Source organism: Stenotrophomonas sp. YJH_SMC_40 (assembly GCF_059368615.1).
The window spans coordinates 78,485-102,822 of record NZ_JCAFRX010000010.1 but is presented as its reverse complement, the minus strand read 5'-3'; the positions used below and the strand labels follow the sequence as shown (position 1 = coordinate 102,822).

Below are 24,338 nucleotides of genomic sequence, written 5' to 3'. Positions count from 1 at the left end.
CGTTCCTGGCAACCACGACGGGCTGCCGCGGAAGATGTGACTCAACTTACACGGGCACGGCGTCGTCGGCGATGGGCAGACGCGAAATCTCCGCCGGCGTGGCGCAGGCCAGGCGATCGCGGCCGGCGGCCTTGGCCCGGTACAGCGCCGCGTCTGCCGCTGCCAGCAGCGTGGACAGCTCGCCCTGACCGTCGTCCATCGCCAGGCCGATGCTGGCAGTGAACGTCACCGGCCCGGTGGCCAGCCGCGCCGGCTTCTGCTGCAGAGCGGTACGGATCGCCGCAGCCCGCGCCATCGCTTCCGCCTGCGTGCTGCTGGCCAGCACCAGCACGAACTCCTCGCCACCGTAGCGGCCCAGCAGCGTGTCATGGCCCTGCAAACCGTGCTGCATCAATGCAGCGAAGTGGCGCAGTACCTCGTCTCCGGCCAGATGGCCCCAGCGATGCAGAGCAGGAAGCCAAGCGCGGTGAGGGTGGGGAAATCCAGGGGCGGCGCGCGCATCTTGGCGCCTTGTGCTGCGATCCCCGTGGCGCTGCCGGGCCCGATGAGATGCGGGGTCTGAAAACGGCGAGCACGGCGGCCGGTGCCTGCGCAGAATCCGCGGAAAACCAAGGAGACGCCCATGCATGCGTGGTACCTCGGTGGCATCGACCACCGCCCGTTCCTGCACCTGTTCGAAAAGAGCGACACCGCGCTGGCTGCGCTGGGCATCCGGCGTCGCTGGGCCGGCGAATCAGGAGGACACCCCTGCCGGATCAGCCTGAGCGATCCGCCCGGTGGCAGCGAGCTGCTGCTGTTGTCCCATGTGCACCTGCCCCTGCACTCGCCGTATCACGCCTCGGGCCCGATCTTCGTACAGCGTGGCGTGACCCGTTGCGTGCTGCCGCCAGGCGAGGTGCCCCCGTATGTGCAGCGCCGGATGATCTCGTTGCGCGCCTATGACCAGGCTGCATTGATGCTGGCCGCCGAGATCAGCGCAGGCACGGATGTCGGCGCTCGGCTGGACGCGCTGTTTGCCGACCCTGCCGTGGCCTTCGTGCAGCTGCACAACGCGGCCCACGGCTGCTTCTCGTGCCAGGCGGATCGCGTCGGCATGACACCGACATGGCCGGATCTCCACGACGTGATCGTTGCCACGCCGGACACGTGATCGCCAGCGCATCCGTTCAGGCCCACGTGAAGCCCGCGGGAAGGGCTTCACACCCACAGTCACGGATCAGCATTTCCATGGTTCCGCACCCGGCACCGCAACTCGATACTCGCCATGGTGCCGCCGAAAGTCCGCCGCGCAGCGCAACTCTGCGGTCACCGCTCTCTTTCGACGACCACAAGGAAGCGCCATGTCATTCCAATCCACACCGCTGCTGCTGGCTACTTCATTGGCCGCCGCTGGCCTGTTGCTGGCCGGCGATGCTTTTGCCCACGGCACCATGACCACGCCGGTCAGCCGCGTCTATGCCTGTTTCCAGGGCAATCCGGAGAACCCGACCAACCCGGCCTGCGCCGCCGCGAAAGCGGTGGGCGGATCGCAGGCGTTCTACGACTGGAACGGCATCAACCAGGCCAACGCCAACGGCAACCATCAGGCGGTGGTGCCCGACGGCAAGCTGTGCAGCGGCAACAATGCCACCTTCCGCGGCCTGGACGTGAACCGCAGTGACTGGCAGACCACGCCGATCCACGCCGATGCCAATGGCAAGTTCACCTTCGTGTTCAAGGCAACCGCGCCGCACGCCACGCGCGACTGGCGCTTCTTCGTCACCCGCGACGGCTGGCAACCGGGCAGCCCGTTGCGTTGGGCCGACCTGCAGGAGTTCTGCACGCTGGGCAATACACCGCTCTCTGCCGATGGCACCTACAAGCTGCAGTGCACGCTGCCGCAGCGCACCGGCCAGCATGTGATCTACAACACCTGGCAGCGCTCGGATTCGACCGAAGCGTTCTACACCTGCATGGACGTACGCTTTGAAGGCGGCGGCGGTGGTACGACGCCGGCACCGCAATGGCAGGATGCCGGCCCGGTCACCGCCCGCGGTGAATTGCCGGTCGGTACGACGCTGGCACTGCGCGTGTTCAATGCCAGCGGCAACGATGTCGAACGTGTGGAAGCGACGCTGGCCAGCGGCCAGACCTCGGCCGCGCAATGGCCCTTGGCGCTGGCCCGCAAGGTCAATGCCAGTGCCCGGCATGCGCGCGTGGGCGTGCTTGCCAATGGCGTGATCACGCCGTCGGCGTCGGCCACCGACAATCGCGTGTACCTGAAGGACGGCAACCGCTTCCAGCTCGATACCCAGGTGCCGGACCCGGGTACGCCATCGCCGGGTGGTGATTTCGACCACGTGTACCCGGCGGGCATCGGCAGCTATGTGCCGGGCCAGACCGTGGTGAAGAGCAGCGACGGCAAGCTGTATGCCTGCCGCCCGTTCCCGGAGGGTGCATGGTGCAACGTCAATGCCGAGGCCTACCGGCCGGGCGTGGGCGCGGCCTGGCGCGATGCGTGGATCGCGTACTGACGCAGTGATGTGGGAGGCGGTGCACATCACACCGCCTCCTGGCTCCCCTGCCGCGCAGTGGGGCGCGCGTTGCAGAAACAGAGGAACGCAGCAGCCTTTCAAACTTGTCTGATGGGCATATGGCGGCTACATGGGAAGACTCCGCGAGGTTTCCAACACTTCGCAAAGGAGTTCCTGCATGCACCTGTCCCATCGGGCCGTCCTCGCACTGTCCGCCGTTGTCGGCCTGGCACTGTCCGGCAACGCCTTCGGCCACGGCACCCTGTCCAAGCCGCTCAGCCGCGTGAAGCAGTGCCACGAGGGCAATCCGGAGAATCCGACCAACCCGGCCTGCGCCGCCGCCAAGGCCATCGGCGGCGCCCAGCCGTTCTACGACTGGGCCGGTGTCAACCAGGCCAACGCCAACGGCAACCATCAAGCGGTGGTTCCAGATGGCGAGTTGTGCAGCGGCGGCAACAGCAAGTACCGCGGCCTCGATCTGAACCGCAGTGACTGGCCGACCTCGCCGATCCGCGCCGATTCGCGCGGGCGCTACACCTTCGAGTTCAAGGCACCGGCGCCGCATGCTACCCGCGAGTGGAAGTTCTACGTCACCCGCGACGGCTGGCAGCCGGGCAGCCCGCTGCGCTGGGCCGACCTGCAGGAATTCTGCACGCTGGGCAACGTGCCGGTCTCCGGCGACGTCTACAAGCTGGATTGCCCGCTGCCCAAGCGCAGCGGCCAGCACATCATCTACAACACCTGGCAGCGCTCGGATTCCGGTGAAGCGTTCTATACCTGCGCGGACGTGCGCTTCGAAGGCGGTGGCGGCGTTGAACCGCCGCCGCAGTGGCAGGACGCCGGCCCGGTCACCGCCCGCGGTGCGTTGGAAGAAGGCACCACCCTGACGCTGCGCGTGTTCAACGCCCAGGGCAATGATCTGGAGCGTCCGGAGATCACCCTGGCCGCAGGTCAGACCGCTGCGAACCAGTGGCCGCTGGCGCTGGCCCGCAAGATCAACGCTTCTGCCCAGCATGCCCGGGTGGGCATACTGCAGAACGGAATCATCACACCCATCGCCTCGGCCACCGAGAACCGCGTCTACCTGAAGCCGGGCCATCGCTTCCAGCTCGACACGCAGCTGCCGGATCCGGTCGATCCGCCGCCGGGCGACTATGACTTCGTGTATCCGGCCGGTATCGGCAGCTACACGCCGGGCGAAACCGTGGTCAAGGGCACCGACGGCAAGCTCTACGCCTGCCGACCGTTCCCGGAAGGTGCGTGGTGCAACATCAACGCCGATGCCTATCGCCCGGGCACCGGTTTCGCCTGGCGCGATGCCTGGGTCGCGTACTGAGGCAGGGCACCGGGGGCGGCGTGGCGCCGCCTCCGGTTCTTGGAGTTGCAGGCCAGCGGCCGGCACTACCAGGGTTCGTGGGGCTGCCGGCCAGCGGCCGGCACTACCCTGACTTACTTGCTGCTGACGTACTTCTCGCGGCGGATCTGCGGGTTGCCCAGGCCGGCGGCCTTCAGCAGCTCGGCACAGGCATCGACCATGTCCGGGTTGCCGCACAGGTAAGCGATGTCGGTGGCCGGGTCCGGCGTGAAGCCGGCCAGCGCCTGCTGCACGTAGCCGTGCTGTACGTCCGGGTGCGGATCAGCCGGGAGTTCACGCGACAGGCACGGAACATAACGGAAGTTCGGGTGCTTTTCGGCGAAGCTGTAAAAATCTTCGCTGTACAGCAGTTCGCCCGGGCTGCGCGCGCCCTGCAACAGCACGATCTGCACACCGCGTTCGGCCATGGCCTTTTCCAGCAGCGGCAGCATCGAGCGGTACGGGGTAACGCCGGTACCGGTGGCGATCAGCAGGTAACGGGCGTTGTGGTCACCGGGATTCAGGCAGAACCGGCCATAGGGGCCGGACGCACTGATCTGGCCGCCCTGCTCCAGTGCCTCGAACAGGGCCGTGGCGGCGCCACCCGGCACGAAACTGACGGCGATATCCACCGCCTCGCCTGGGCCCAGCGCGTGGTCGTGGATGGTCGCCAGCGAGTAGCTGCGCTTGGTTTCGGTGCCGTCGGCGTAGCTGAAATGGACCTGGATGAACTGGCCGGGCTGGAAATCCAGCGGCTGCCCATCGTCACGCACGAACTGGTAGTGGCCGACGGTCGGGGCCAGCATGCGGCAGCCGACCAGCTTGAGGGGGAATTGAACAGGCACGACTTTTCGGGACAGTGTGTAGCCGGGGCAAGCCCTCGGGGTCTTCTATAATAGCCCCTCCCCGCCCCTCTCCAGCGCCAGCCCATGGGCGCGAAGGCTTCGAGCTTGGCATCCCAGAACGATACGGCGCCCGCCCTGCGCGTGCGCGACCTGCGCAAGACCTACGACAACGGCACCCAGGCCCTGAAGGGGGTTTCCCTGGAAGTGGCCCCGGGCGACTTCTTCGCCCTGCTCGGCCCCAATGGCGCCGGCAAGTCGACCCTGATCGGCATCATCAGCTCCCTGGTCAACCTCAGCGAGGGCCAGGTGGAAGTGTTCGGCAGCGACCTGGTGCGCAACCGCAGCGCCACCATGCGCCTGATCGGGCTGGTGCCTCAGGAAATCAACTTCAACCTGTTCGAGAAGCCCTTCGACATCCTGGTGAACTACGCCGGCTTCTATGGCGTACCGCGCGAGGAAGCCGAGCAGCGCGCCGAAGAGGAACTGAAGCGCGCGCACCTGTGGGAAAAGGCACAGGTAATGAGCCGCACGCTTTCCGGCGGCATGAAGCGCCGGCTGATGATCGCCCGCGCGATGATGACCCGCCCGCGCCTGCTGATCCTGGACGAGCCGACCGCCGGCGTGGACATCGAGATCCGCCGCGACATGTGGCGCGTGCTGAAGGAGATCAATGCCGCAGGCACCACGATCATCCTTACCACGCACTACCTGGAAGAAGCCGAGTACCTGTGCCGCCACCTGGCGATCATCAACCATGGCCAGATCGTCGAGCAGGGGCCGATGCGCACCCTGCTGGCCAAGCTGGACGTGGAAGGCTTCCTGCTGGACATCGACGGGGACCTGCCGGCACAGCTGCCGGTGATCGAAGGTGCGACGCTGACCGCGCCGGACCCGCACACGCTGGACATCGACATGCCGCGCGCAATGGACCTCAACCGCGTGTTCGCCACGCTCAACGAGGCCGGTATCCGCGTGCGTTCGATGCGTACCAAGAGCAACCGCCTGGAGGAGCTGTTCGTGCGCCTCACCGGCAACCTGGAGAAGCCTGCATGAGCACCACCGAGCTGACCGACGGCCAGCGCAACCGCATCGCGCTGATGACCATCGTGCGCCGCGAAGTCGCCCGCATCATGCGCATCTGGGGCCAGACCCTGGTACCGCCGGCGATCACCATGACCCTGTACTTCCTGATCTTCGGCAACCTGATCGGGTCGCGCGTGGGTGACATGGGCGGCTACACCTACATGCAGTTCATCGTGCCGGGCCTGGTGATGATGAGCGTGATCCAGAACAGCTACGGCAACATCAGTTCCTCGTTCTTTGGCGCCAAGTTCGGCCGCCACGTGGAAGAACTGCTGGTCAGCCCGATGCCGAACTGGGTGATCCTGTGGGGCTACGTGGCCGGCGCCGTGCTGCGCGGCCTGATGGTGGGCGTGATCGTGCTGATCATCGCGATGTTCTTCACCCCGGTGCGCATCCCGCACCCGCTGGTGATGCTGACCACGGTGATCCTGGGCGCGACGATCTTCTCGCTGGCCGGCTTCATCAACGCGGTGTATGCGAAGAAGTTCGATGACGTGGCGATCGTGCCGACCTTCATCCTGACCCCGCTGACCTACCTGGGTGGCGTGTTCTATTCGGTGAAGCTGCTGCCGGGCTGGGCCGAAGCGGCCACGCACGCCAACCCGATCTTCTACATGGTCAACGCGTTCCGCTATGGCCTGCTGGGCAGCAGCGATGTACCGCTGCCGGTGGCCTACGGCCTGATGATCGGTTTCGTGGTGGTGCTGACGGCGTTGGCGCTGTGGCTGCTGCGTCGCGGCGTGGGCATGCGCAGCTGAGTTTTGCCTGCAGGGTCTGCGGCCCTGCACCTGCCGAATCAACTTCAACGGCAACGGCAAAAGCTGACTAGCCGGGGGATGGCGGGGGGTGGGTCCGGTTGCGGGGGACGCCGTAAACCCATCCTGGGGGGCTTGGCCGCGGCATCCATGCCGCGGACACCCCCGCAACCGGACCCACCCCGCCTTCGACAGATTGCCGCTGCTGTTGGTGGGTGTCGACCTTGGTCGACACGATGAATCCACGCCATGCGTGGATGGAGCGTTCACGGTAAGGCCGACGCCCGGATCTTTTCGTTCGGAATTGCGGCTAGGCTGTGGCGATGAAGATCACTTCCATTCCATTGGACAAGGCCGTTGTGGACGGCTCCATCGATGCCTTCAGCCATGCGTTGCTGGGCGATTCACCCACGCTGGATGAGGTGCTGGAATACCTGGCCTCGCGGCACGCGGCTGATCCCCGGTATCGCTACCTGTGCACGCTCGATGATGTCGGCCAATGCCGCTACACCAGCATGCATGCGTCCGACGACGCGCGCATCGCGCTGTACGAGGACGAAGATCCGGAAACCCCCGAAGATGCATTGGCGGCACGCGAGCGGTTGCTGGCGCATGTGGTCGCGCAGCTCGAGCATTCCTCTCATCGGCTGGAATGGAGCGCGCTGGCGGGCACGCTGATGTGCAGCAACGAGGACGTCGAGGCGCTGGTCGCCGCCAATGCAACGCCGGACCTCATCGTCGACGAGGTGGTCTGCGTGCAGCAGGTGCCGGTGGACCGCGATGACCTGCTGATTGCCGCCCTGCCCAACGGATACTTCAGCGCGGGCTGGGACATCTTCCAGAATCACGCCCTGATCCGGCACCTGCAGGAGCACCATGGCTACCGCTTGTTCGGACTCGGCGCATCCTGGCTCGGCTTCCAGCGCGACAGCGCGCCGTCGCCTGCACAGGCAAATGCGTTGGTCGCGGACCTGCAGCGCGTCTACGCGGCCGGAACGCATGACACGTGGTCAAAACTGGCTGCAACCCTGGCCACCCGCACCACACTGCTGTTGGGCTACACCGAAGACTTCAGCGAACAACTGCCCTGAGCACCGCTCTACACGAGCGAGCGCAGCGAGCGACCCGCCTCCGCTCCTGATCTGTTTTCCGTGGTGGCCGCACCCGGAAACTGTCAGGGGTCGTGTGCGATGGGCTCGCGGGGGTATCCGCGCCATGGATGGCGCGGCTAAGCCCCCAGGGGTGAGGGCGCTTTGCTTGCGAAGCATTGCTTCGCAAGCGCCCGAACGCACAGCCGCCAGCGGCTGGGCCGGACCGCGGAGCGGGGTTCACGGCGTCCCCCGCGAACCCATCGCACACGACCCAGCTCATGAAACCAACTGCGCGAACCACCACGAGGGGCTCCGCCGTTGGCCGCAATCTCCGGCACAATCGCAGATCTGATTCTCCAGAAAGCGGTGAACGTGCAATGCGCATCCTGATCCTCGGCGCCGGCGGTACCGGCGGTTACTTCGGTGGTCGCCTGGCCCAGGCCGGCGTGGACGTGACCTTCCTCGTGCGCCCCGCGCGCGCCGCACAGCTGGACCGCGATGGCCTGGTCATCCGCAGCCCGCTCGGCGATGCCAGCTTCCCGGTGCAGCACGTCACCGCCGATGCGCTGCCCGCATTGGCCGCGCAGAAGCCGTTCGATCTGGTCATCCTCAGCTGCAAGGCCTACGACCTCGACAGCTCGATCGACGCCATTGCTCCAGCCGTGGGCGCGAACACCACCGTGCTGCCGATCCTCAACGGCCTGCACCACTACAACGCGCTGGACCTGCGCTTCGGCCGCGAGGCGGTGCTGGGCGGCCTGTGCTTCATCAGCGCCACCAAGGCACCTGATGGCGCCGTGCTGCATCTGGGCAAGCCGGCCAAGCTCACCTTCGGCGAACGCGATGGCGGCGCGGCGTCCGCACGCGTACGTGCCTTCGCCGCCGCCTGCGCGCAGGCCCATCTTGATCACCTGGCCAGCGAACACATCGGCCAGGAACAGTGGATCAAGTACACCTTCCTGACCGCGCTGGCCGCCGCGACCTGCCTGCTGCGTGCGGATATCGGCACCATCGTCGCCACCGATGATGGCGAGGCGATCGTGCGCGGCCTGTACGACGAATGCCTGGCCGTGGCCGAAGCTGCCGGTGAGCCGATTCCCGATGCCGCGCAGGACACCGCGCGCGGCACCCTCACCCAGGCCGGCTCTGCATTGAAGGCATCGATGTTGCGGGACCTGGAGGCTGGCCAGCAGGTCGAGGCCGAGCAGATCGTCGGCGACATGCTGGCGCGTGCACGCAAGGCCGATCAGGAAGCCCTGTTGCTGCAGGTCGCCTACAGCAGCCTGCAGGCCTACCAAGCACTGCGCGGCGCGTGAGCCTCCCGTTGCAGGCCGGCGCGCTGCCTATGCGGGTGCTGATCCTCGGTATGGGCTGGAGCGGATGCGTGCTGGCCCCGCATCTGCAGGCGCCGGGCGTGCACGTCGTCGGCACGGTGCGTAACCCCTCGTCGGCGCCGGACGATGGCCTGCTGCGGCATCAGCTGCACGCTGACTCCCCACCGTCGCCCGCCCTGCTCGATGAGGTCGCGCAGGCCGAGGCCGTGCTGTGCAGCGTGCCGCCAGATGCCGCGGGCGACCCGGCACTGCGCCTGCTGCTGCCGGCTCTGCGGGCCAGCCCGGCACTGCGCTGGGTGGGCTATCTGTCGTCCACGTCGGTGTATGCCGATCGGGCCGGCGGCTGGGTTGACGAGCACAGCGCAGCCGATGCCACCGAAGCAGCCGGCGTGCAGCGCCTGCGTGCCGAAGCGCAATGGCGTGCGCTTGCAGAGGAACGTGGCATCGCTTCGGCGGTGTTCCGCCTGCCCGGCCTGTACGGGCCGGGGCGCAATGCGTTGCTGCAGCTGTCACAGGGCCGTGCCCGCCATGTGATTCGGCCGGGCCTGGCGTTCAACCGCCTGCACGTAGAGGATCTTGCGGCAGTGATCGTCGCGGCGATGCAGCGACCGGTTGCGCAGGGGATATACCTGCCCAGCGATGACGAGCCGGCCCCACCGCAGGATGTGCTGGCCTTCGCCGCGAAGCTGGGCGGGTTTGCGATGCCGCCTGCCGTGGCATGGGACGACCCTGCACTCAGCCCGACGCTACGGCGCTTCTACGAGAGCAACAAGCGCATCGACAGTCGTGGCACGCGTGAAGCGCTGGCGTGGCAGCCGCGCTTCCCCAGCTACCGTGAGGGCCTGCGCGACCTGCTCCGGTAGTGCCGGCCGCTGGCCGGCACCACGGTTGATTGCCGGCCAGCGGCCGGCACTCCCATCAACCCGCGTCGGGCAGGCGGAAGAACGCACGCGTGGCGGCAGTGGCATTGGCCGCAGTCACGGCCACGTCCTCGCCACGGTCACGTGCCAGTTCTTCCACGATATGCGAGAGGAACATCGGTTCGTTGCGGCGGTCCTTCGGCATCGGCTTCAGCGTGCGTGGCAGCAGGTACGGTGCGTCGGTCTCGATCATCAGGCGGTTGGCCGGGATGTTCTTCACCAGTTCGCGCAGGTGCGCGCCCCGGCGCTCATCACACAGCCAGCCGGTGATGCCGATGTACCAGTCCTGGTCCAGGTAGTCGAACAGCTCGTCGCGTTCGCCGGTGAAGCAATGCACCACCGCCGGGCCGATGCGACCTTCGAAGTTCTTCATCTGTGCCATGAAATCGGCATGCGCGTCGCGCTGGTGCAGGAACAGCGGCTTGCCATTGTCCGCGGCCAGCTGCAACTGGCGCTCGAAGGCACGGTGCTGCGCCGGGCGCGGCGAGAAGTCACGGAAGTAGTCCAGCCCACACTCACCCACCGCCACCACTTCCGGGTGGCCATGCAGCGCGCGCATCTCGGCATCACATTCCTCGGTGTACTCCACCGCATGATGCGGGTGCACGCCGGCGGTGGCATACAGGAAGCCCGGGTGCTGCTGCGCCAGCTGCACGGCCAGCGGCGAGTGCTCGCGGCTGGCACCGGTGATGACCATCTGCACCACGCCGGCCTGCCGTGCGCGGTCCAGCACGGCATCGCGGTCGCGGTCGAAGGAGTCGTGGGTCAGGTTGGCGCCGATATCGATCAGGTGCATGGTCATCGCGGGGGAAAAGTGCCTGCGCATTGTACCTGCGGCCGCCATGGCCCCTTATCCTTTGCCCATGAATGCCCCGCTCTTCCCGATTTCCCCGCTGCTGCCGCAGATCCAGCAGCACCTGGCCGTGCAGCCACGGCTGGTGCTGGAAGCCCCGCCCGGCGCCGGCAAGACCACCCAGGTACCACTGGCCCTGCTCGAAGCGCCATGGCTGCAAGGCCGGAAAATCATCCTGCTGGAGCCGCGCCGGGTCGCCGCACGCAGCGCCGCGCTGTTCATGGCACGGCAGCTGGGCGAAGAGGTCGGCGGCACGGTCGGCTACCGCATCCGCTTCGAGAACAAGGTCTCGGCACGCACCCGCATTGAAGTCGTCACCGAAGGCATCCTGACCCGCATGCTGCAGGACGACCCGATGCTGGAAGAAGTCGGTGCGATCCTGTTCGACGAATTCCACGAGCGCCATCTCAGCGGTGACCTCGGCCTGGCGCTGGCGCTGGACGTGCAGGCGCAGCTGCGCGATGACCTGCGCCTGGTGGTGATGTCGGCCACGCTGGATGGCGAGCGCCTGGCACGCTTCCTCGATGCGCCGCGGCTGAGCAGCGAGGGCCGCAGCTACCCGGTGACGGTCAGCCATTTCCCGGCGCGCCGCGATGAGACGCTGGAGCTGCAGGTGCGCCGCGCGGTGCAGCAGGCCCTGGCCGATCACCCCGGTGACCTGCTGGTGTTCCTGCCCGGCCAGCGCGAGATCGCGCGGGTGCAGGCTGGCCTGCAGGAATCGCTGGATGCCGGCGTCGAAGTACTGGCCCTGCATGGTGAGCTGCCGGTGGAACAGCAGGCGCGCGTGCTGCAGGCCGCCAGTGATGGCCGCCGCCGCGTGGTGCTGGCCACCAACGTGGCCGAGTCGTCGGTGACCCTGCCCGGCGTGCGCGTGGTGATCGACAGCGGCCAGGCACGCGAACCGCGCTACGACCCCAACAGCGGCTTCACCCGGCTGGACGTGGTGTCCATCGCCCAGGCGTCGGCCGACCAGCGCGCCGGTCGCGCCGGTCGCGTGGCCGAAGGCGTGGCCTGGCGGCTGTGGCCGCAGTCGCAGCGATTGGAGCCGCAGCGCCGCGCCGAGATCGACCAGGTGGAACTGGCCGGACTGGGACTGGAACTGGCCGCTTGGGGCAGCAGCGACCTGCGCTTCCTCGATCCGCCACCTGCCGGCCCGATGGGCGCCGCCCGCGAACTGCTGCAGCGGTTGGGCGCATTGTCCAGCAGTGGTGCGATCACCGCACTCGGCCGCCGCATACTGGCGCTGGGTACGCACCCACGGATGGCGGCGATGCTGCTGGCCGCGCCCGATGCACGTTCGCAGGCACTGGCCGCCGATCTGGCCGCGCTGCTGGAAGCGCGCGATCCGCTGCGCCAGGGCGGTGACGCGCTGGCGAGCCGCTGGCGCGCACTGGCCGCGTTCCGCAATGGCCGCACACCGGGCGATGCCAACCGCAGCGGGCTGGCCGCCATCGATGCCGCCGCCAAGCAGTGGCGTCGCCGCCTGCGCTGCGAAGCCACGCCGCCGGCCAGCATCGAGGCCCATGAGCTGGGCGACCTGCTCGCTCACGCCTTCCCTGATCGGATCGGCTTCCAGCATCCCAGCGATCCACTGCGTTACCTGCTGGCCAATGGGCGCAGCGCGCGCCTGCACGAGCTGAGCGACCTGCGTGGCGAACCGTGGCTGGTGGCCAGCGAGCTTCGCTTTGAGGCACGCGATGCGCTGCTGCTGCGTGCCGCACCGGTGGACGAAGGCCAGCTGCGCAGGGCGTGGCCAGAGCGCTTCGTCACCGAAGACGTGGTGCGCTGGGACAGCGAGCGCCGCGCCCTGGTGGCCCTGCGCGAGACCCGTTTCGACCGGATCGTGTTGGACAGCCGCTCGGCCGGCCGGGTCGATCCGCAGCACGCCGCGCAGGCGCTGACCGATGCGGTGGCCGAGCTCGGCCTGCAGGCGCTGCCGTGGACCGAAGGCCTGCGCCAGTGGCAGGCACGGGTGGAATCGCTGCGCCGCTGGATGCCCGAGCTCGGCCTGCCCGACTGCAGCGACAACGCCCTGCTGGCCAACCGTGCGCAGTGGCTGCAGCCCGCGTTCGCCGGCAAGACGCGACTGGATGCGCTGGACGAATCCAGCTTTGGAGAAGCGCTGAAATCGCCACTGGAGTGGTCACAACGGCAGCTGGTCGAGCGTCATGCGCCGACCCGCATTACCGTGCCGTCCGGACTGGAGCGGCCGATCACCTATGCGCTGGACAGCGAGAGCGGCGATCCGCTGCCGCCGGTGCTGGCGGTGAAGCTGCAGGAACTGTTCGGCCTGGCCGACACGCCGCGCATCGCCGATGGCCGCGTGCCGCTGACCCTGCACCTGCTCTCCCCCGGTGGCCGCCCGCTGCAGGTCACCCAGGACCTGCGCAACTTCTGGGAAAGCACCTACGCCGAAGTGAAAAAGGAGATGAAGGGCCGTTACCCGCGCCACCCATGGCCGGATGATCCGTGGACGGCGACGGCCACGCACCGGGCCAAGCCGCGCGGAACCTGACGGGCGGGGTCGGATCCCATTGCATCGCGATGGGCTCTGAACCCAGGCGTGGCGCTGGGGTCAGAGCCGTTTCCCAACGGAAAGGTATCCGACCCACCCTGCCTGATCCTGAATGGCTACGCTAAAGTCACACCGCCTGCGTCCCCGACTGACATACCGTTTACGGGCAACACGCGACACTGGACTTCGACCCGAGGCAAAGGACCCCCGCATGAGCAAGCTGACTGTAATCACCGACCGCGCTCTGGAGCGCGCCCTGGAGCTGGCCCACACCGCCGGCGATGGCCTGAAGAGCGCCGGTGGCAGCCTGCGCAACGCGGACTGGATCAAGACCGGCGCCGCCCTCGGCGCAGTAAAGACCGGCGGCAAGGTCGCCACCAAGTTCGCCCGCCGCAACCCGGCCGTGACCATTGCCGCGGCTGCCGTCGGCGTCGGCCTGCTCGGCTATGCGCTGTACCGCAAGCAGCAGAAGAAGAAGGCTGCCAATGGCCACGTGGTGAATGGGCAGGCGCAGCGCATCAACGCACGCGACCGCCGCAACGACACCGTGGTGGACGAGCACAGCGATATCGGCAGCGACGCCTGAGTGTGACCGACCGGGTCAGAGCCCTTCCTGCGGAAGGGATCTGACCCCGAGCCAGGGCCGGATGCCGCGAGGTATCCGGCCTTTCTGTTTCAACCGATCTGCCGCCACTGCCCCGGCTGCAGGTCGTCCAGCCGGTAGGGCCCCATCGCCACCCGCACCAGCCGCAGCGTCGGCAGGTTCACCGCCGCGGTCATCCGCCGCACTTGGCGGTTGCGCCCCTCGCGGATCGTGATCGCCAGCCAGCTGTCAGGCACGGTCTTGCGGAAACGCACCGGCGGATCGCGCGTCCACAGCGACGGCGCCGGATCGAGGCGCTCGATCTTCGCCGGCAGGGTCGGCCCGTCGTTGAGCACCACGCCGTCGCGCAGCTGTTGCAGCTGCTCTTCGCTGGGCGTGCCTTCCACCTGCACCCAGTAGGTCTTGTCGGCCTTGTGCCTGGGGTCGGTGAGCTTGTGCGCCAGCGTACCGTTATCCGTCAACAGCAGCAGGCCTTCGCTGTCATGGTCCAGGCGACCGGCGGCATACACGCGCGGCGGCAGGCCGAACCCGGCCAGGGTCGGCCGCGGCGGTACGCTGCGGTCGGTGAACTGGCAGAGCACGTTGAAGGGCTTGTTGAAGGCGATCAGCATTGCGGGCACGGCAGTCGGCGGGTGGGGCATTGTCCCATTCCCGCATCGCCGCCGCGATCACCACTCAGCCGAAGACCTTCCTTTCCATCAACAGCGCAACGAGCACCACCACGGCGCCGCACGTTGCGGCAGCGTTGGCGCGATACCGTAGCCGCGCTACCGGTGGGCAGGCCCTGCGCGCACGTTCGTCCCACAGGCAGCCCACGAGCAGCACCGCAAAACCTGCCGCCGCCACGAGATCATGCACGTGACCCGCATGGAACACGAAGTTATACAACCGCGGCAGCGCCATCAATGCGAAGGCGAAGTACAGCACTTTCTTCAACAGCACACTCCATTGGTGGCAGCGCCGGGCATTGCCCGGCCGCTACCCATTCCGCCCGACACCGCGCTGCGCGCTCACCAGGCGCAGCCCGGCGCCCCCTTTACGGCTTGATGAAGCGCAGGGTCATGCGGTCGCTTTCGCCGATCGCCTGGTACTTCGCATCATCGGCCTTGTCGTGCTGGTTGGTCGGCGGCAGCGTCCACACGCCGTTCGGGTGGTCCTTGGTGTCGCGCGGGTTGGCGTTGACCTCGCTGCGCGCGTCCAACCTGAAGCCGGCGGCCTCGGCCATCGCGATCACCTGCTGCTGGCCGACATAGCCGGTGTCATCCTCGTCGGCCACGTCGGCCTTGGCGCGATGTTCGACCACGCCCAGCACGCCGCCCGGCTTGAGCACGTTGAAGAAGCCCTGGAACATGCCCTGCGCCTGGCCGGCCTTGCGCCAGTTGTGCACGTTGCGGAAGGTCAGCACCACATCGGCTGAACCGGCCGGGCCGAACACCGGCTTGGCCGGATCGTAGGCGACCACGGCAGTCTTGCCGAACTGTGCCGGCGCACCGGCGTACTTCTTTTCCAGGCTGTCGCGGCTGCGCTGCTGGTAGTCACGGCCGCGGCCTTCGGGCACCGCCATCGGATCGACCACCGCAGCAACGTAGTGGCCCTTGTCGTGCAGCAGCGGCGCCAGGATCTCCGAGTACCAGCCGTTGCCGGGGGTGATCTCGATGACGGTCTTTTCCGGCGTCACTTTGAAGAACGACAGCGTCTGCGCCGGGTGGCGGAAGCCGTCGCGCTTGACGTTGTTGGCATCACGGGTGGGTGCCTTCACCGCCGCGTCGATGGCCGGCGACACTTGGATCTTCGCCGGCGCCACCGTGGCCGGTGCGGCGAACGCGGGAACAGCGGCAAACAGGGCCGAAGCAAGCAGCAGGCGGCAACCACGCAGGGACGAAGCAGGCATCATCGGAGCGACTCCAGCGGAAGATGCGGCGAGACTAGCAGCCGCGGCGTCCCAGGTGTTCACAAAACGTTAGCTGCGTGCGTATCGCGGAACACTGTTTTGTGGTCGCCGCCGCAGCACGGTCACACTACGCGTTTTATTCTGGAGCACTTCCCCCAAGGAGTCCGTGCCCATGACGGCAACCCGCGAACTGGGCCGTTCCGGCCTGCATGTACGTCCGCTCGCCTTCGGTGGCAATGTGTTCGGCTGGAGCGCCGATGAGAAGGCCAGCTTCGCCCTGCTCGATGCCTTCGTCGACGCCGGCTTCAATCTGGTCGACACCGCCGATGTTTATTCGGCCTGGGTGCCGGGCAATGCCGGCGGCGAATCGGAGACGCTGATCGGCAAGTGGTTTGCCCGCAGCGGCAAGCGCGACAAGGTGGTGCTGGCGACCAAGGTGGCCAAGTGGGCCGAACGCCCCGGCCTGACCCCGGACAACATCAATGCGGCGGTCGAGGATTCGCTGCGCCGCCTGCAGACCGACGTGATCGATCTGTACCAGGCCCACGAGGATGACGAGTCGACGCCGCTGGAAGCGACCCTGGCTGCATTCGGCCGGTTGATCGAAGCTGGCAAGGTGCGTGCGATCGGTGCTTCCAACTACAGCGCCACGCGCCTGGCCGATGCGCTGAAGGTGTCCACCGACTACAAGCTGCCGCGTTACGAAACCCTGCAGCCGGAGTACAACCTGTATGACCGCGCCGGCTACGAAAAGGAACTGGAACCGCTGGTGCAGCGCGAACAGATCGGCGTGATCGGCTACTACGCGCTGGCCAGTGGCTTCCTCAGCGGCAAGTACCGCACGCCGGCCGATGCGGCCAAGAGCCCGGCGCGTGGCGAGAACGTGGTGAAGCGCTATCTGAATCCGCGTGGCCTGCGCATCCTGCAGGCACTGGATGACGTGGCCAGCAAGCACAACGCCAGTGCCGCGCAGATCGCGCTGGCATGGCAGATCGCACGGCCGTCGATCACCGCGCCGATCGTCAGCGCCACCAGCGTCGAGCAGCTGCACGATCTGCTGGCGGCGGCCAACGTGTCGCTGAGCGTGCACGATGTCGCGCAGCTGGATGCCGCCAGCGCCGAAGCGTGAGGGCCGGTAGTGCCGGCCGCTGGCCGGCATTGCACACATACCCAAGAAAATAATTGAACAAAATGGTTGCGCACGACTAAATCGTGGTTTATCGTGCGCACCTCGTTTCAACAACCACTGGAAACTTCCCTTGAACGCGCATTCCGTCGCCATCGCCAAACTGCTGCCATGCCTGCGCATGGACGGGCCGGCGCGCGCGTTCGGCAAGGAAGACCAGCTGACAACGGCCTGATACCCGCCCTGCGGAGATCGGCCACCCCGATCTCCGAGGCCTGACGACGCCCTCGGAACGCAAGTCCCGGGGGCGTTTTCGTTTGCGTCGACACAAGGACCCGCGATGCCAGAACTGCACCCCGCGCGGCGACCCGCCGCTCACTGACCCAGGCTTTTCCCGCCCCGCCGAAGGATTTACTTCGCGCGACTGGCAACGCCTGGACATTATCTGCATCGCATCAGAACATTATCGCTCGCCGATAATGTAGGTGGCCTGCACCCTCGATTATCCAACGGTCCCGTTTCAACCACGGGCTGGTGCGCGCGGCGTTGCCGTGGCGTATGCCGGAGGTCGCGGACATGCCATCGCCTGGATCGCCTGCTGGAGGCAGGCACCGGTTCGCCGGTACGCGGTTCGATTCCGCGCGGTCCCCAACTGGATAGCTCAGCTTGGTCAGAGCAACGGATCCGTAATCCGTCTGTCGTGGGTTCGATTCCCACTCCAAACCACATGACCTGTCACGTCATGACTTGAAGCAACACCCGGGGCGCAAGCCCCAGCGGCCATCGTCGCCGTCCACCGACATCGCCTTCGGGCAGGAACGTGGAAGGCAACGGACCGCACGCCGGGCCCCGGCCCGCCGCCACTGCCAGCCACGTTCCGCACCGGTGCTACCTGCCGGGAACGACGATGGCAGCACTGCCGGCGCACCGAAGGCTCCGCGCGCGGACCGTCCGCCGATGGCCGCCCTCTTCCGCTGCCTGCACGTGATGTGCAGGCAGCCTCGCCACGATCGGATCGACCCGGGTCATGGCGATTCATCCGCAACGGGTCGAACCACCAGAGCCATACAAGGAGAGACTCCCATGTTCTGGACCATCAAGGTCGTGATCGGCGACGGCGAGCGCGGCCTGGTGTATCGCAACCGTCGTTTCCAGCAGATCCTGCTGCCGGGCGTGCACCGCCTGTCGCCGTTCGGCGGCCGGCCGCACGTGGACATCCACACTGCATCGAAGGGCGCGGCCTACACTGGCAGCGACCAGGACAGCCTGATCGAAGCGCTGGGCGCACAGCTGGACACGCACTTCGTGCTGGCCAACGTCGGCGCCAGCGAGGTCGGCCTGTTGCTGCGCAACGGCCGCATCGATGAAGTGCTGCCGCCGGGCAGCCGCCGTCTGTACTGGCGCGGTTCGGTCGATACCCAGGTGCAGGTAATGGCGTTGGGTGACGAGCCGCGCATTCCGGCCGACGTGCAGCAGCGGCTGGGTCAATTGGGCGTGCTGCCGCGTGTGGCGGTGATCAGCACGGTGCCGAGCGAGTCGGTCGGCCTGCTGTTCATCGATGGCACGCTGCGGCAGACGCTGGACGCTGGCCTGCACGCGTTCTGGAACCTCAACGGCAACGTGTCGGTGGAGCGTGTGGAACTGCGTGCACGTTCACTGGACGTGTCCGGCCAGGAACTGCTCAGCCGCGACAAGGTGACCCTGCGGGTGAACCTGGCCGCGACCGTGCAGGTGGTCGACCCGGTGCGTGCGCACCGCACGCTCAGCAATGCCGATGAGTTCGTCTATCGGCAGCTGCAGTTCGGCCTGCGCCAGGCAATTGCCGCGCGCAGCCTGGACGAGCTGCTGGGTGACAAGGCGGCACTGGACGGCGAGATCGCTGCGCATGTGCAGGCGGCGATCGAAGGCCACGGCGTGCGCTTGCTCGGCGTCGGCATCAAGGACGTGATCCTGCCGGGCGAGATGAAGGAGATCCTCAACGGCGTGGTGCTGGCCGAAAAGCAGGCCCAGGCCAGCGTGATCCGTCGCCGCGAGGAGGCCAACGCCACGCGTTCGCAGCTCAACACCGCAAAGCTGATCGAGGACAACCCGGTGCTGATGCGCTTGAAGGAGCTGGAGGCACTGGAGAAGGTCACCGAGAAGATCGACACGCTCACCGTGTTCGGCGGCCTGGATGGCGTGCTGAAGCAGCTGGTGACGATCAGGTAGGGGGTCGCGGTGGCGCAGGGACGCGCCGCCGGCCCATCAAGGACATTAAAGAAGACATGGACACTCAACAGAACTATCAATGGCTGCATGCCGAGGGCACCACGCCGATCAAGGGCTGGGTCAACGGTGTGCCGCTGGAAGCGCAGGCGCATGAGCAGCTGCGCAACATCGCTGCGATCCCGTTCGTCGGGCCGTGGGTGGCCGTGATGCCGGACGTGCACCTGGGCAAGGGCGCGACCGTAGGCTCGGTGATCCCGACCCGCGGGGCGATCATCCCGGCCGCGGTCGGCGTCGACATCGGCTGCGGCATGGCGGCGGTGCGTACCACGCTGCGCGCCGATGACCTGCCCGATGACCTGCGGCAGCTGCGCAACAGCATCGAGCTCAGCATCCCGGTCGGCAATGGCCGTGGCGGCGAACATCACCGCATGCCCGACAGCATCCACACCCGGCTGGTGCAGTCCGGGCTGGCCGCCGGCCTGGAGAAGATCAAGGACAGGCACCGCAGGATCCGCACCGACAAGCTCGACCGCCAGCTGGGCACGCTGGGTGGCGGCAATCACTTCATCGAACTGTGCCTGGACGAGGCGGACACGGTGTGGGTGATGCTGCACAGCGGCTCACGCGGTACCGGCAACCTGATCGGCACCTACTTCATCGAGAAGGCGCGCGAGGAACTGGCCCGGCGCGTGCTGGGCTTCCACCTGCCGGACAAGGACCTGGCGTTCTTCATGGAAGGCGAGCCGCTGTTCGATGACTACGTCGAAGCGGTGTCGTGGGCGCAGGACTACGCCCGGCAGAACCGCGAGGCGATGATGTCGCGCGTGCTGGCCGAGATGCGCCACCGGCTGCCGAAGTTCCAGCTGGCGGCGATGGCGGTGAACTGCCACCACAACTACGTGCAGAAGGAGACGCACCACGGCCAGGAGTTGCTGGTGACGCGCAAGGGCGCGGTCAGCGCGCGTGAGGGCGAGCTGGGCATCATTCCCGGCAGCATGGGCACGCGCAGCTACATCGTGCGCGGCAAGGGCAACGCGGACAGCTTCCACAGCTGCAGCCACGGCGCCGGCCGGGTAATGAGCCGTGGCACGGCGCGCCAGCAGATCACGCTGGCCCAGCACCGCGAGGCCACCGCGCACGTGGAATGCCGCAAGGACAGTGGCGTGCTGGACGAGTCACCGGCCGCGTACAAGTCGATCGACGATGTGATGGCTGCGCAGCTGGACCTGGTCGAGGTGGTGCACACGCTGCGGCAGGTGCTGTGCGTGAAGGGGTAATGGAGCGGTGCCGGCCAAGGTCGGCCTCTACCAGAGCAACACGTCGCGTCGGGGGTCAGATCCCTTTCTGCGAAAGGGATCTGACCCCGGCACATTCAGCGCGGCACGCTGTCCTCGGCCACCAGCGCATGGTGCACGCCGATGCCCGCGCGCACGCCTTCGGCCATGGCCAGGGTGATGTTGCCCACCGTGGTCGCATCGCCTGCGGCATACACGTTCGGCACCGAGGTCTGCTTCATCACATCGACCTCGATCAGCACGCCCAGCGGGCTCTCGACCAACGTGCAGCCCAGCTGCTGCACCAATGGCGTGGCCATCGCCTGGGTGGCCGGCACGAACAACGCACGCTGGGCGATTCGGCGGCCGTCGGCCAGCTCCACTTCCAGCCAGGTCGGCTGGTCGCCCTGCACGCCCAGCACGGGTGACGTCTCGATCTGCACGCCGCGCTGCTGCATGGCGGCGCGCTCCTCATCCGTGATGTCCAGTCCCATGCTGAAGAACGTGACATTGCCCCAGTCCGCGAACAGCGGCGCCTTGCTGGCGGACATCGGATGACCACCAAGCAGGCCAATGGCACCACCACCCACTTCATAGCCATGACAGTACGGGCAGTGCAGCACGGTGCTGCCCCAGCGCTCGGCGAGGCCCGGCAACGCCGGCAACTGGTCGGCGATGCCGCTGGCGAGCAGCAGCTTGCGCGCGGCCAGCACCTGGCCATCGGCGGTACGCACTTCCACGCCTTCGGCGCGGGCGGTGGCCTGCACGGCTTCGGCATGCACCCAACGCACCGTGGGGTAGTCCAGCAGCTGCTGGCGCGCGGTCTTCAGCAGCTCGGCGCCACTGATGCCATCCAGCCCGAGCACCCCGTGCGAATGACTGGCGAAACGGTTGCGCGGCGAACCGGCGTCGATGACGGTGACCGGGCGACGGGCACGGGCCAGGATCAGGCCGGCGGCAATGCCGGCATAGCTGCCGCCGACGATGAGCACATCAGGATTCATGGTGAGCTTCCAGGGAACGGTGATGGGCAAGATGGCGGGCGAAGTCGGCGCCGAGCTGGTCCAGCGTGGTCGCCTGCAGCCTCGCTTCGAGCAGGCGCTGCGCTTCGCGTGCACCCTCGAGCAGGGCGCTGTTGACCAGCTGCTGGATCGGGCAGCCACCGCCGGAGTCGCGGGCGCCGACCTGGACCAGCGGTGGTGCGCCCACCGCCAGGTAGATGTCATGCAGGGTGATCGCCGCGGCGTCGCGTGCCAGCAGGCTGCCGCCGCCGTGGCCGCGGGTGCTGCGCACCAGGCCGGCCTTGTGCAGCTGCGCCAGCAGGCGACGGATCACCACCGGATGCGTCGGCAGGCAGGACGCCAGCTGCTCGGACGTGCGCGGGGCGGCATGGCCGACCAGGTGCGCCATCACATGCAGGGCGTCGGACAGTGGATTCGCGGATTTCATGTAACAACGATAGTTACATTTAAATTCTCTGTCGAGGGTCTTCTTTCGTTCCATATGGACACATTTGTCCTATGAAACATCCCCTTCACATCACTAAACGAAACGGTAATGTGATGAGCGTCGCACTTCAGACGCGTGGGGACAGGTCGATACCGCATTGCCCCTTCCCGAGAGTCCCTTCCATGAAAGCGTCTGTCCGTGCTCCGCGCCTGCAGTCCAAGCTGCTCGGCGCGGTTTCCGTTGGTCTGGCCGTGGTCCTGCTGTGCGCATTGGCGGGCCTGGCCTCCGCCTGGTTGAAGTTGTCCACCGAGGTTCCACCCGAAGTCGCGCACAGCCGCGACGCCGAACGCCTGCAGCGCGAGTTCCGCAGCCAGGTGCAGGAATGGAAGAACGTGCTGCTGCGCGGCCACGACGACGCGCTGCGCCAGCGCCATCTGGACGCCTTTGACAGCGAGGGCCGCCTGGTCGAGCAGCTGGCCAGGGGCCTCGTAGCCAGCCCGGACATACGCACGCGCGAACTGGCGCAGTCCTTCATCGGCCTGCACACGCAGCTGCAGAAGGACTACCACGCCGCCCTGCAGGCGTTTGCGGAAGCCGGCTACGATCCCGCCGCCGGCGACAATCTGGTGCGTGGCAAGGACCGCCCGGTGGCGACCGCACTGGATGCGCTGAGCACGCATGCCACGCAGGTGGCCGAAGCAACCGTAGCGGCGCGGTCGCAGCAGGCGCGGCAGACCCTGCTGCTGTGCGCGGCGCTGACCGTGCTGGCCGCCGTGTTGCTGCTGATGGGCCTGGCCTGGTGGCTGCGGCGCGCGGTGGTGCAGCCGGTGCTGGCGGTGGAAGCCGCTGCGCGTGCCGTGGCCGCCGGTGATCTGCAGCACGTGGTGCAGGTGCGCAGCCGCGACGAGATCGGTCGCCTCGCGCAGGCGATGCAGGCGGTGCAGTCCACGCTGCGCGGCGTACTGGACGCACAGGCGACGATGGCGCAGGCGCATGACGCCGGTACCATCAGCCATCGCATGGATGCCAGTGCGTTCCCGGGCGCGTTCGGCACCATGGTGGCCGACTGCAACACGCTGGTTGACGCGCACATCCAGGTGAAGATGCGCGCGATCTCGATCATGGGCCGCTATGCCGTCGGTGACCTCAGCCAGGACATGGAACGCCTGCCCGGCGAAAAGGCCGTGATCACCAACGCGTTGGATACGGCCAAGGCCAATCTCGGCATGATCAACGGCGAGATCCGCCGCCTGGCCGAAGCCGCCGCCGCCGGTGACTTCAGCCAGCGCGGCGACAGCGCACGCTTCGAGCATGATTTTCGCGCAATGGTCGACGGCTTGAACCGATTGATGCAGACCACTGAACTGAACCTCGGCGAGGTCTCCAGCATGCTGCGCGCGATTGCCGATGGCCGCCTCGGCGCGCGCATGCACGGTGATTTCCAGGGCGTGTTCGCGCGTATCGCCGGCGACGCGAACACCACCGCTACGCAGCTGGCAACCATCGTCACCGACATCAAGCACGCCTCCGGCAACATCCACACGGCGGCGGCGGAGATCGCCGCCGGCAACAACGATCTGTCGCGCCGTACCGAACAACAGGCCGCCAACCTGGAAGAGACGGCGGCATCGATGGAGGAACTGACCTCCACCGTGCGCCAGAACGCCGAGCATGCGCGCCAGGCCAACCAGCTGGCGATCGGCGCGCACACCGTTGCCTCTCACGGCGGCAGCGTGGTCGGCCAGGTGGTGACGACGATGGGCGCGATCGAAACCTCGTCGCGGCAGATCGCCGAGATCATCAGCGTGATCGACGGCATCGCCTTCCAGACCAACATCCTGGCGCTGAACGCCGCGGTGGAAGCGGCACGCGCCGGCGAGCAAGGCCGCGGCTTCGCGGTGGTTGCCAGCGAAGTGCGCACCCTGGCACAGCGTTCGGCGGCAGCCGCGAAGGAGATCAAGGCGTTGATCGAAGCGTCGGTGGAACAGGTCGGCCACGGTGCACGGCGCGTGCGCGAGGCCGGTGACACCATGGCCGAGATCGTGGCGTCGGTGCAGCGTGTCACCGACATCATGGCCGAGATCTCCGCCGCCTCGCAGGAGCAGAGCGCGGGCATCGAACAGGTCAGCCAGACGGTGATCCAGATGGACGGCACCACCCAGCAGAATGCCGCGCTGGTGGAGGAAGCCAGCGCCGCCGCACGCAGCCTGGAGCAGCAGGCGAACCGGTTGATCGACGCGGTGGATGTGTTCGATCTGTCGACCACCGCCGCAGCGAAGGACGCGCTGGCGCGCGCGGCCTGATTGATCCGGTTGCCGGCCAGCGGCCGGCAACCCCCGCCACCACATGGGTAGCGCCCGACCGTTGGTCGGGCGATGGCAGGGGCCGTGCGGACCAACGGTCCGCACCCACCGTAACCTGCGGTGGTGCCGGCCGCTGGCCGGCAACCCCATCACCACATGGGTAGCGCCCGACCGTTGGTCGGACGATGGCAGGGGCCGTGCGGACCAACGGTCCGCACCC

Annotated in this window: 22 protein-coding genes and 1 tRNA gene; 15 read left to right on the top strand and 8 right to left on the bottom strand. The window is 67.4% G+C overall.

What is annotated here, in order from left to right; genetic code table 11:
• Positions 1–46: 46 nt before the first annotated feature.
• Positions 47–628 carry a diguanylate cyclase gene (locus tag AC5P6X_RS18110; protein WP_262091068.1) on the bottom strand — a complete coding sequence of 194 codons (582 nt, stop codon included), beginning with the start codon at positions 626–628 and terminating at the stop codon, positions 47–49.
• On the opposite strand from AC5P6X_RS18110, the gene AC5P6X_RS18105 reads away from it, so the two are divergent.
• The 3 genes from AC5P6X_RS18105 (at position 623) to AC5P6X_RS18095 (ending at position 3,849) form a co-directional block, all read left to right on the top strand.
• Positions 623–1,150 carry a DUF1203 domain-containing protein gene (locus AC5P6X_RS18105; protein ID WP_049403666.1) on the top strand — a complete coding sequence of 176 codons (528 nt, stop codon included), beginning with the start codon at positions 623–625 and terminating at the stop codon, positions 1,148–1,150. The two genes, AC5P6X_RS18110 and AC5P6X_RS18105, sit on opposite strands and share 6 nt — an antisense overlap.
• Before the next feature lie 190 nt (positions 1,151–1,340).
• Complete coding sequence (locus tag AC5P6X_RS18100) at positions 1,341–2,513, top strand: lytic polysaccharide monooxygenase (protein WP_329756965.1); 1,173 nt, start codon at positions 1,341–1,343, stop codon at positions 2,511–2,513.
• Between the two features lie 178 nt (positions 2,514–2,691).
• Positions 2,692–3,849 carry a lytic polysaccharide monooxygenase gene (locus AC5P6X_RS18095; protein ID WP_049451282.1) on the top strand — a complete coding sequence of 386 codons (1,158 nt, stop codon included), beginning with the start codon at positions 2,692–2,694 and terminating at the stop codon, positions 3,847–3,849.
• Positions 3,850–3,962: 113 nt separating this feature from the next.
• Here AC5P6X_RS18095 and AC5P6X_RS18090 read toward each other — a convergent pair whose 3' ends face one another.
• On the bottom strand, positions 3,963–4,712 hold the full coding sequence (locus tag AC5P6X_RS18090; RefSeq protein WP_024958208.1) for a ferredoxin--NADP reductase: 750 nt from the start codon (positions 4,710–4,712) through the stop codon (positions 3,963–3,965).
• Positions 4,713–4,796: 84 nt separating this feature from the next.
• Here AC5P6X_RS18090 and AC5P6X_RS18085 point away from each other — a divergent pair, with 84 nt between their 5' ends.
• From AC5P6X_RS18085 to AC5P6X_RS18065, 5 genes are all read left to right on the top strand, one after another.
• Entirely contained in the window at positions 4,797–5,765 is a 969-nt protein-coding gene (locus tag AC5P6X_RS18085) for an ABC transporter ATP-binding protein (RefSeq protein WP_005411567.1), read from the top strand.
• Positions 5,762–6,553 carry an ABC transporter permease gene (locus AC5P6X_RS18080; protein WP_005411568.1) on the top strand — a complete coding sequence of 264 codons (792 nt, stop codon included), beginning with the start codon at positions 5,762–5,764 and terminating at the stop codon, positions 6,551–6,553. Before AC5P6X_RS18085 ends, AC5P6X_RS18080 begins: the two co-directional genes overlap by 4 nt.
• A gap of 320 nt (positions 6,554–6,873) precedes the next feature.
• Entirely contained in the window at positions 6,874–7,641 is a 768-nt protein-coding gene (locus tag AC5P6X_RS18075) for a hypothetical protein (protein WP_329757304.1), read from the top strand.
• Between the two features lie 377 nt (positions 7,642–8,018).
• Positions 8,019–8,957 carry a 2-dehydropantoate 2-reductase gene (gene panE, locus AC5P6X_RS18070; RefSeq protein WP_043034471.1) on the top strand — a complete coding sequence of 313 codons (939 nt, stop codon included), beginning with the start codon at positions 8,019–8,021 and terminating at the stop codon, positions 8,955–8,957.
• A 29-nt stretch (positions 8,958–8,986) separates the two neighbouring features.
• Positions 8,987–9,838, top strand: coding sequence for an NAD-dependent epimerase/dehydratase family protein (locus AC5P6X_RS18065; RefSeq protein WP_329757314.1), 852 nt, complete (start codon positions 8,987–8,989; stop codon positions 9,836–9,838).
• Between the two features lie 55 nt (positions 9,839–9,893).
• On the opposite strand, the gene AC5P6X_RS18060 is transcribed toward AC5P6X_RS18065, so the two are convergent.
• On the bottom strand, positions 9,894–10,691 hold the full coding sequence (locus tag AC5P6X_RS18060; protein WP_329757306.1) for a TatD family hydrolase: 798 nt from the start codon (positions 10,689–10,691) through the stop codon (positions 9,894–9,896).
• A gap of 67 nt (positions 10,692–10,758) precedes the next feature.
• On the opposite strand from AC5P6X_RS18060, the gene hrpB reads away from it, so the two are divergent.
• The gene (hrpB, locus tag AC5P6X_RS18055; RefSeq protein WP_329757307.1) at positions 10,759–13,263 is read left to right on the top strand and encodes an ATP-dependent helicase HrpB; all 2,505 of its coding nucleotides are present in this window, start codon (positions 10,759–10,761) and stop codon (positions 13,261–13,263) included.
• A gap of 211 nt (positions 13,264–13,474) precedes the next feature.
• Positions 13,475–13,849 carry a hypothetical protein gene (locus tag AC5P6X_RS18050; protein ID WP_005411574.1) on the top strand — a complete coding sequence of 125 codons (375 nt, stop codon included), beginning with the start codon at positions 13,475–13,477 and terminating at the stop codon, positions 13,847–13,849.
• An 89-nt stretch (positions 13,850–13,938) separates the two neighbouring features.
• Here AC5P6X_RS18050 and AC5P6X_RS18045 read toward each other — a convergent pair whose 3' ends face one another.
• The 3 genes from AC5P6X_RS18045 to AC5P6X_RS18035 form a co-directional block, all read right to left on the bottom strand.
• A complete protein-coding gene (locus AC5P6X_RS18045; RefSeq protein ID WP_024958525.1) occupies positions 13,939–14,478 on the bottom strand; it encodes a pseudouridine synthase in 540 nt (179 codons plus the stop codon).
• A 64-nt stretch (positions 14,479–14,542) separates the two neighbouring features.
• Complete coding sequence (locus AC5P6X_RS18040; RefSeq protein ID WP_231910838.1) at positions 14,543–14,809, bottom strand: hypothetical protein; 267 nt, start codon at positions 14,807–14,809, stop codon at positions 14,543–14,545.
• 94 nt (positions 14,810–14,903) lie between these two features.
• Positions 14,904–15,761 carry a class I SAM-dependent methyltransferase gene (locus AC5P6X_RS18035; protein ID WP_059035856.1) on the bottom strand — a complete coding sequence of 286 codons (858 nt, stop codon included), beginning with the start codon at positions 15,759–15,761 and terminating at the stop codon, positions 14,904–14,906.
• A gap of 169 nt (positions 15,762–15,930) precedes the next feature.
• Between AC5P6X_RS18035 and AC5P6X_RS18030 the strand changes: the two genes are divergently transcribed.
• The 4 genes from AC5P6X_RS18030 (at position 15,931) to AC5P6X_RS18015 (ending at position 20,369) form a co-directional block, all read left to right on the top strand.
• Positions 15,931–16,887: an aldo/keto reductase gene (locus AC5P6X_RS18030; RefSeq protein ID WP_049397671.1), complete on the top strand. Its 957-nt coding sequence runs from the start codon at positions 15,931–15,933 to the stop codon at positions 16,885–16,887.
• Positions 16,888–17,536: 649 nt separating this feature from the next.
• Positions 17,537–17,610: transfer RNA gene (locus AC5P6X_RS18025), tRNA-Thr, on the top strand.
• Between the two features lie 357 nt (positions 17,611–17,967).
• Positions 17,968–19,092 (top strand): slipin family protein, encoded by a 1,125-nt coding sequence (locus AC5P6X_RS18020; RefSeq protein ID WP_329757310.1) that lies wholly within the window; start codon positions 17,968–17,970, stop codon positions 19,090–19,092.
• Positions 19,093–19,148: 56 nt separating this feature from the next.
• Entirely contained in the window at positions 19,149–20,369 is a 1,221-nt protein-coding gene (locus AC5P6X_RS18015; RefSeq protein WP_329757311.1) for an RtcB family protein, read from the top strand.
• Between the two features lie 95 nt (positions 20,370–20,464).
• Here AC5P6X_RS18015 and AC5P6X_RS18010 read toward each other — a convergent pair whose 3' ends face one another.
• Both AC5P6X_RS18010 and AC5P6X_RS18005 read right to left on the bottom strand, forming a co-directional pair.
• A complete protein-coding gene (locus AC5P6X_RS18010; protein ID WP_495215554.1) occupies positions 20,465–21,370 on the bottom strand; it encodes an NAD(P)/FAD-dependent oxidoreductase in 906 nt (301 codons plus the stop codon).
• Positions 21,360–21,815, bottom strand: coding sequence for an Rrf2 family transcriptional regulator (locus AC5P6X_RS18005; protein ID WP_059035862.1), 456 nt, complete (start codon positions 21,813–21,815; stop codon positions 21,360–21,362). Before AC5P6X_RS18005 ends, AC5P6X_RS18010 begins: the two co-directional genes overlap by 11 nt.
• A gap of 182 nt (positions 21,816–21,997) precedes the next feature.
• Between AC5P6X_RS18005 and AC5P6X_RS18000 the strand changes: the two genes are divergently transcribed.
• The gene (locus AC5P6X_RS18000) at positions 21,998–24,118 is read left to right on the top strand and encodes a methyl-accepting chemotaxis protein (protein ID WP_099605374.1); all 2,121 of its coding nucleotides are present in this window, start codon (positions 21,998–22,000) and stop codon (positions 24,116–24,118) included.
• Positions 24,119–24,338 lie beyond the last annotated feature (220 nt).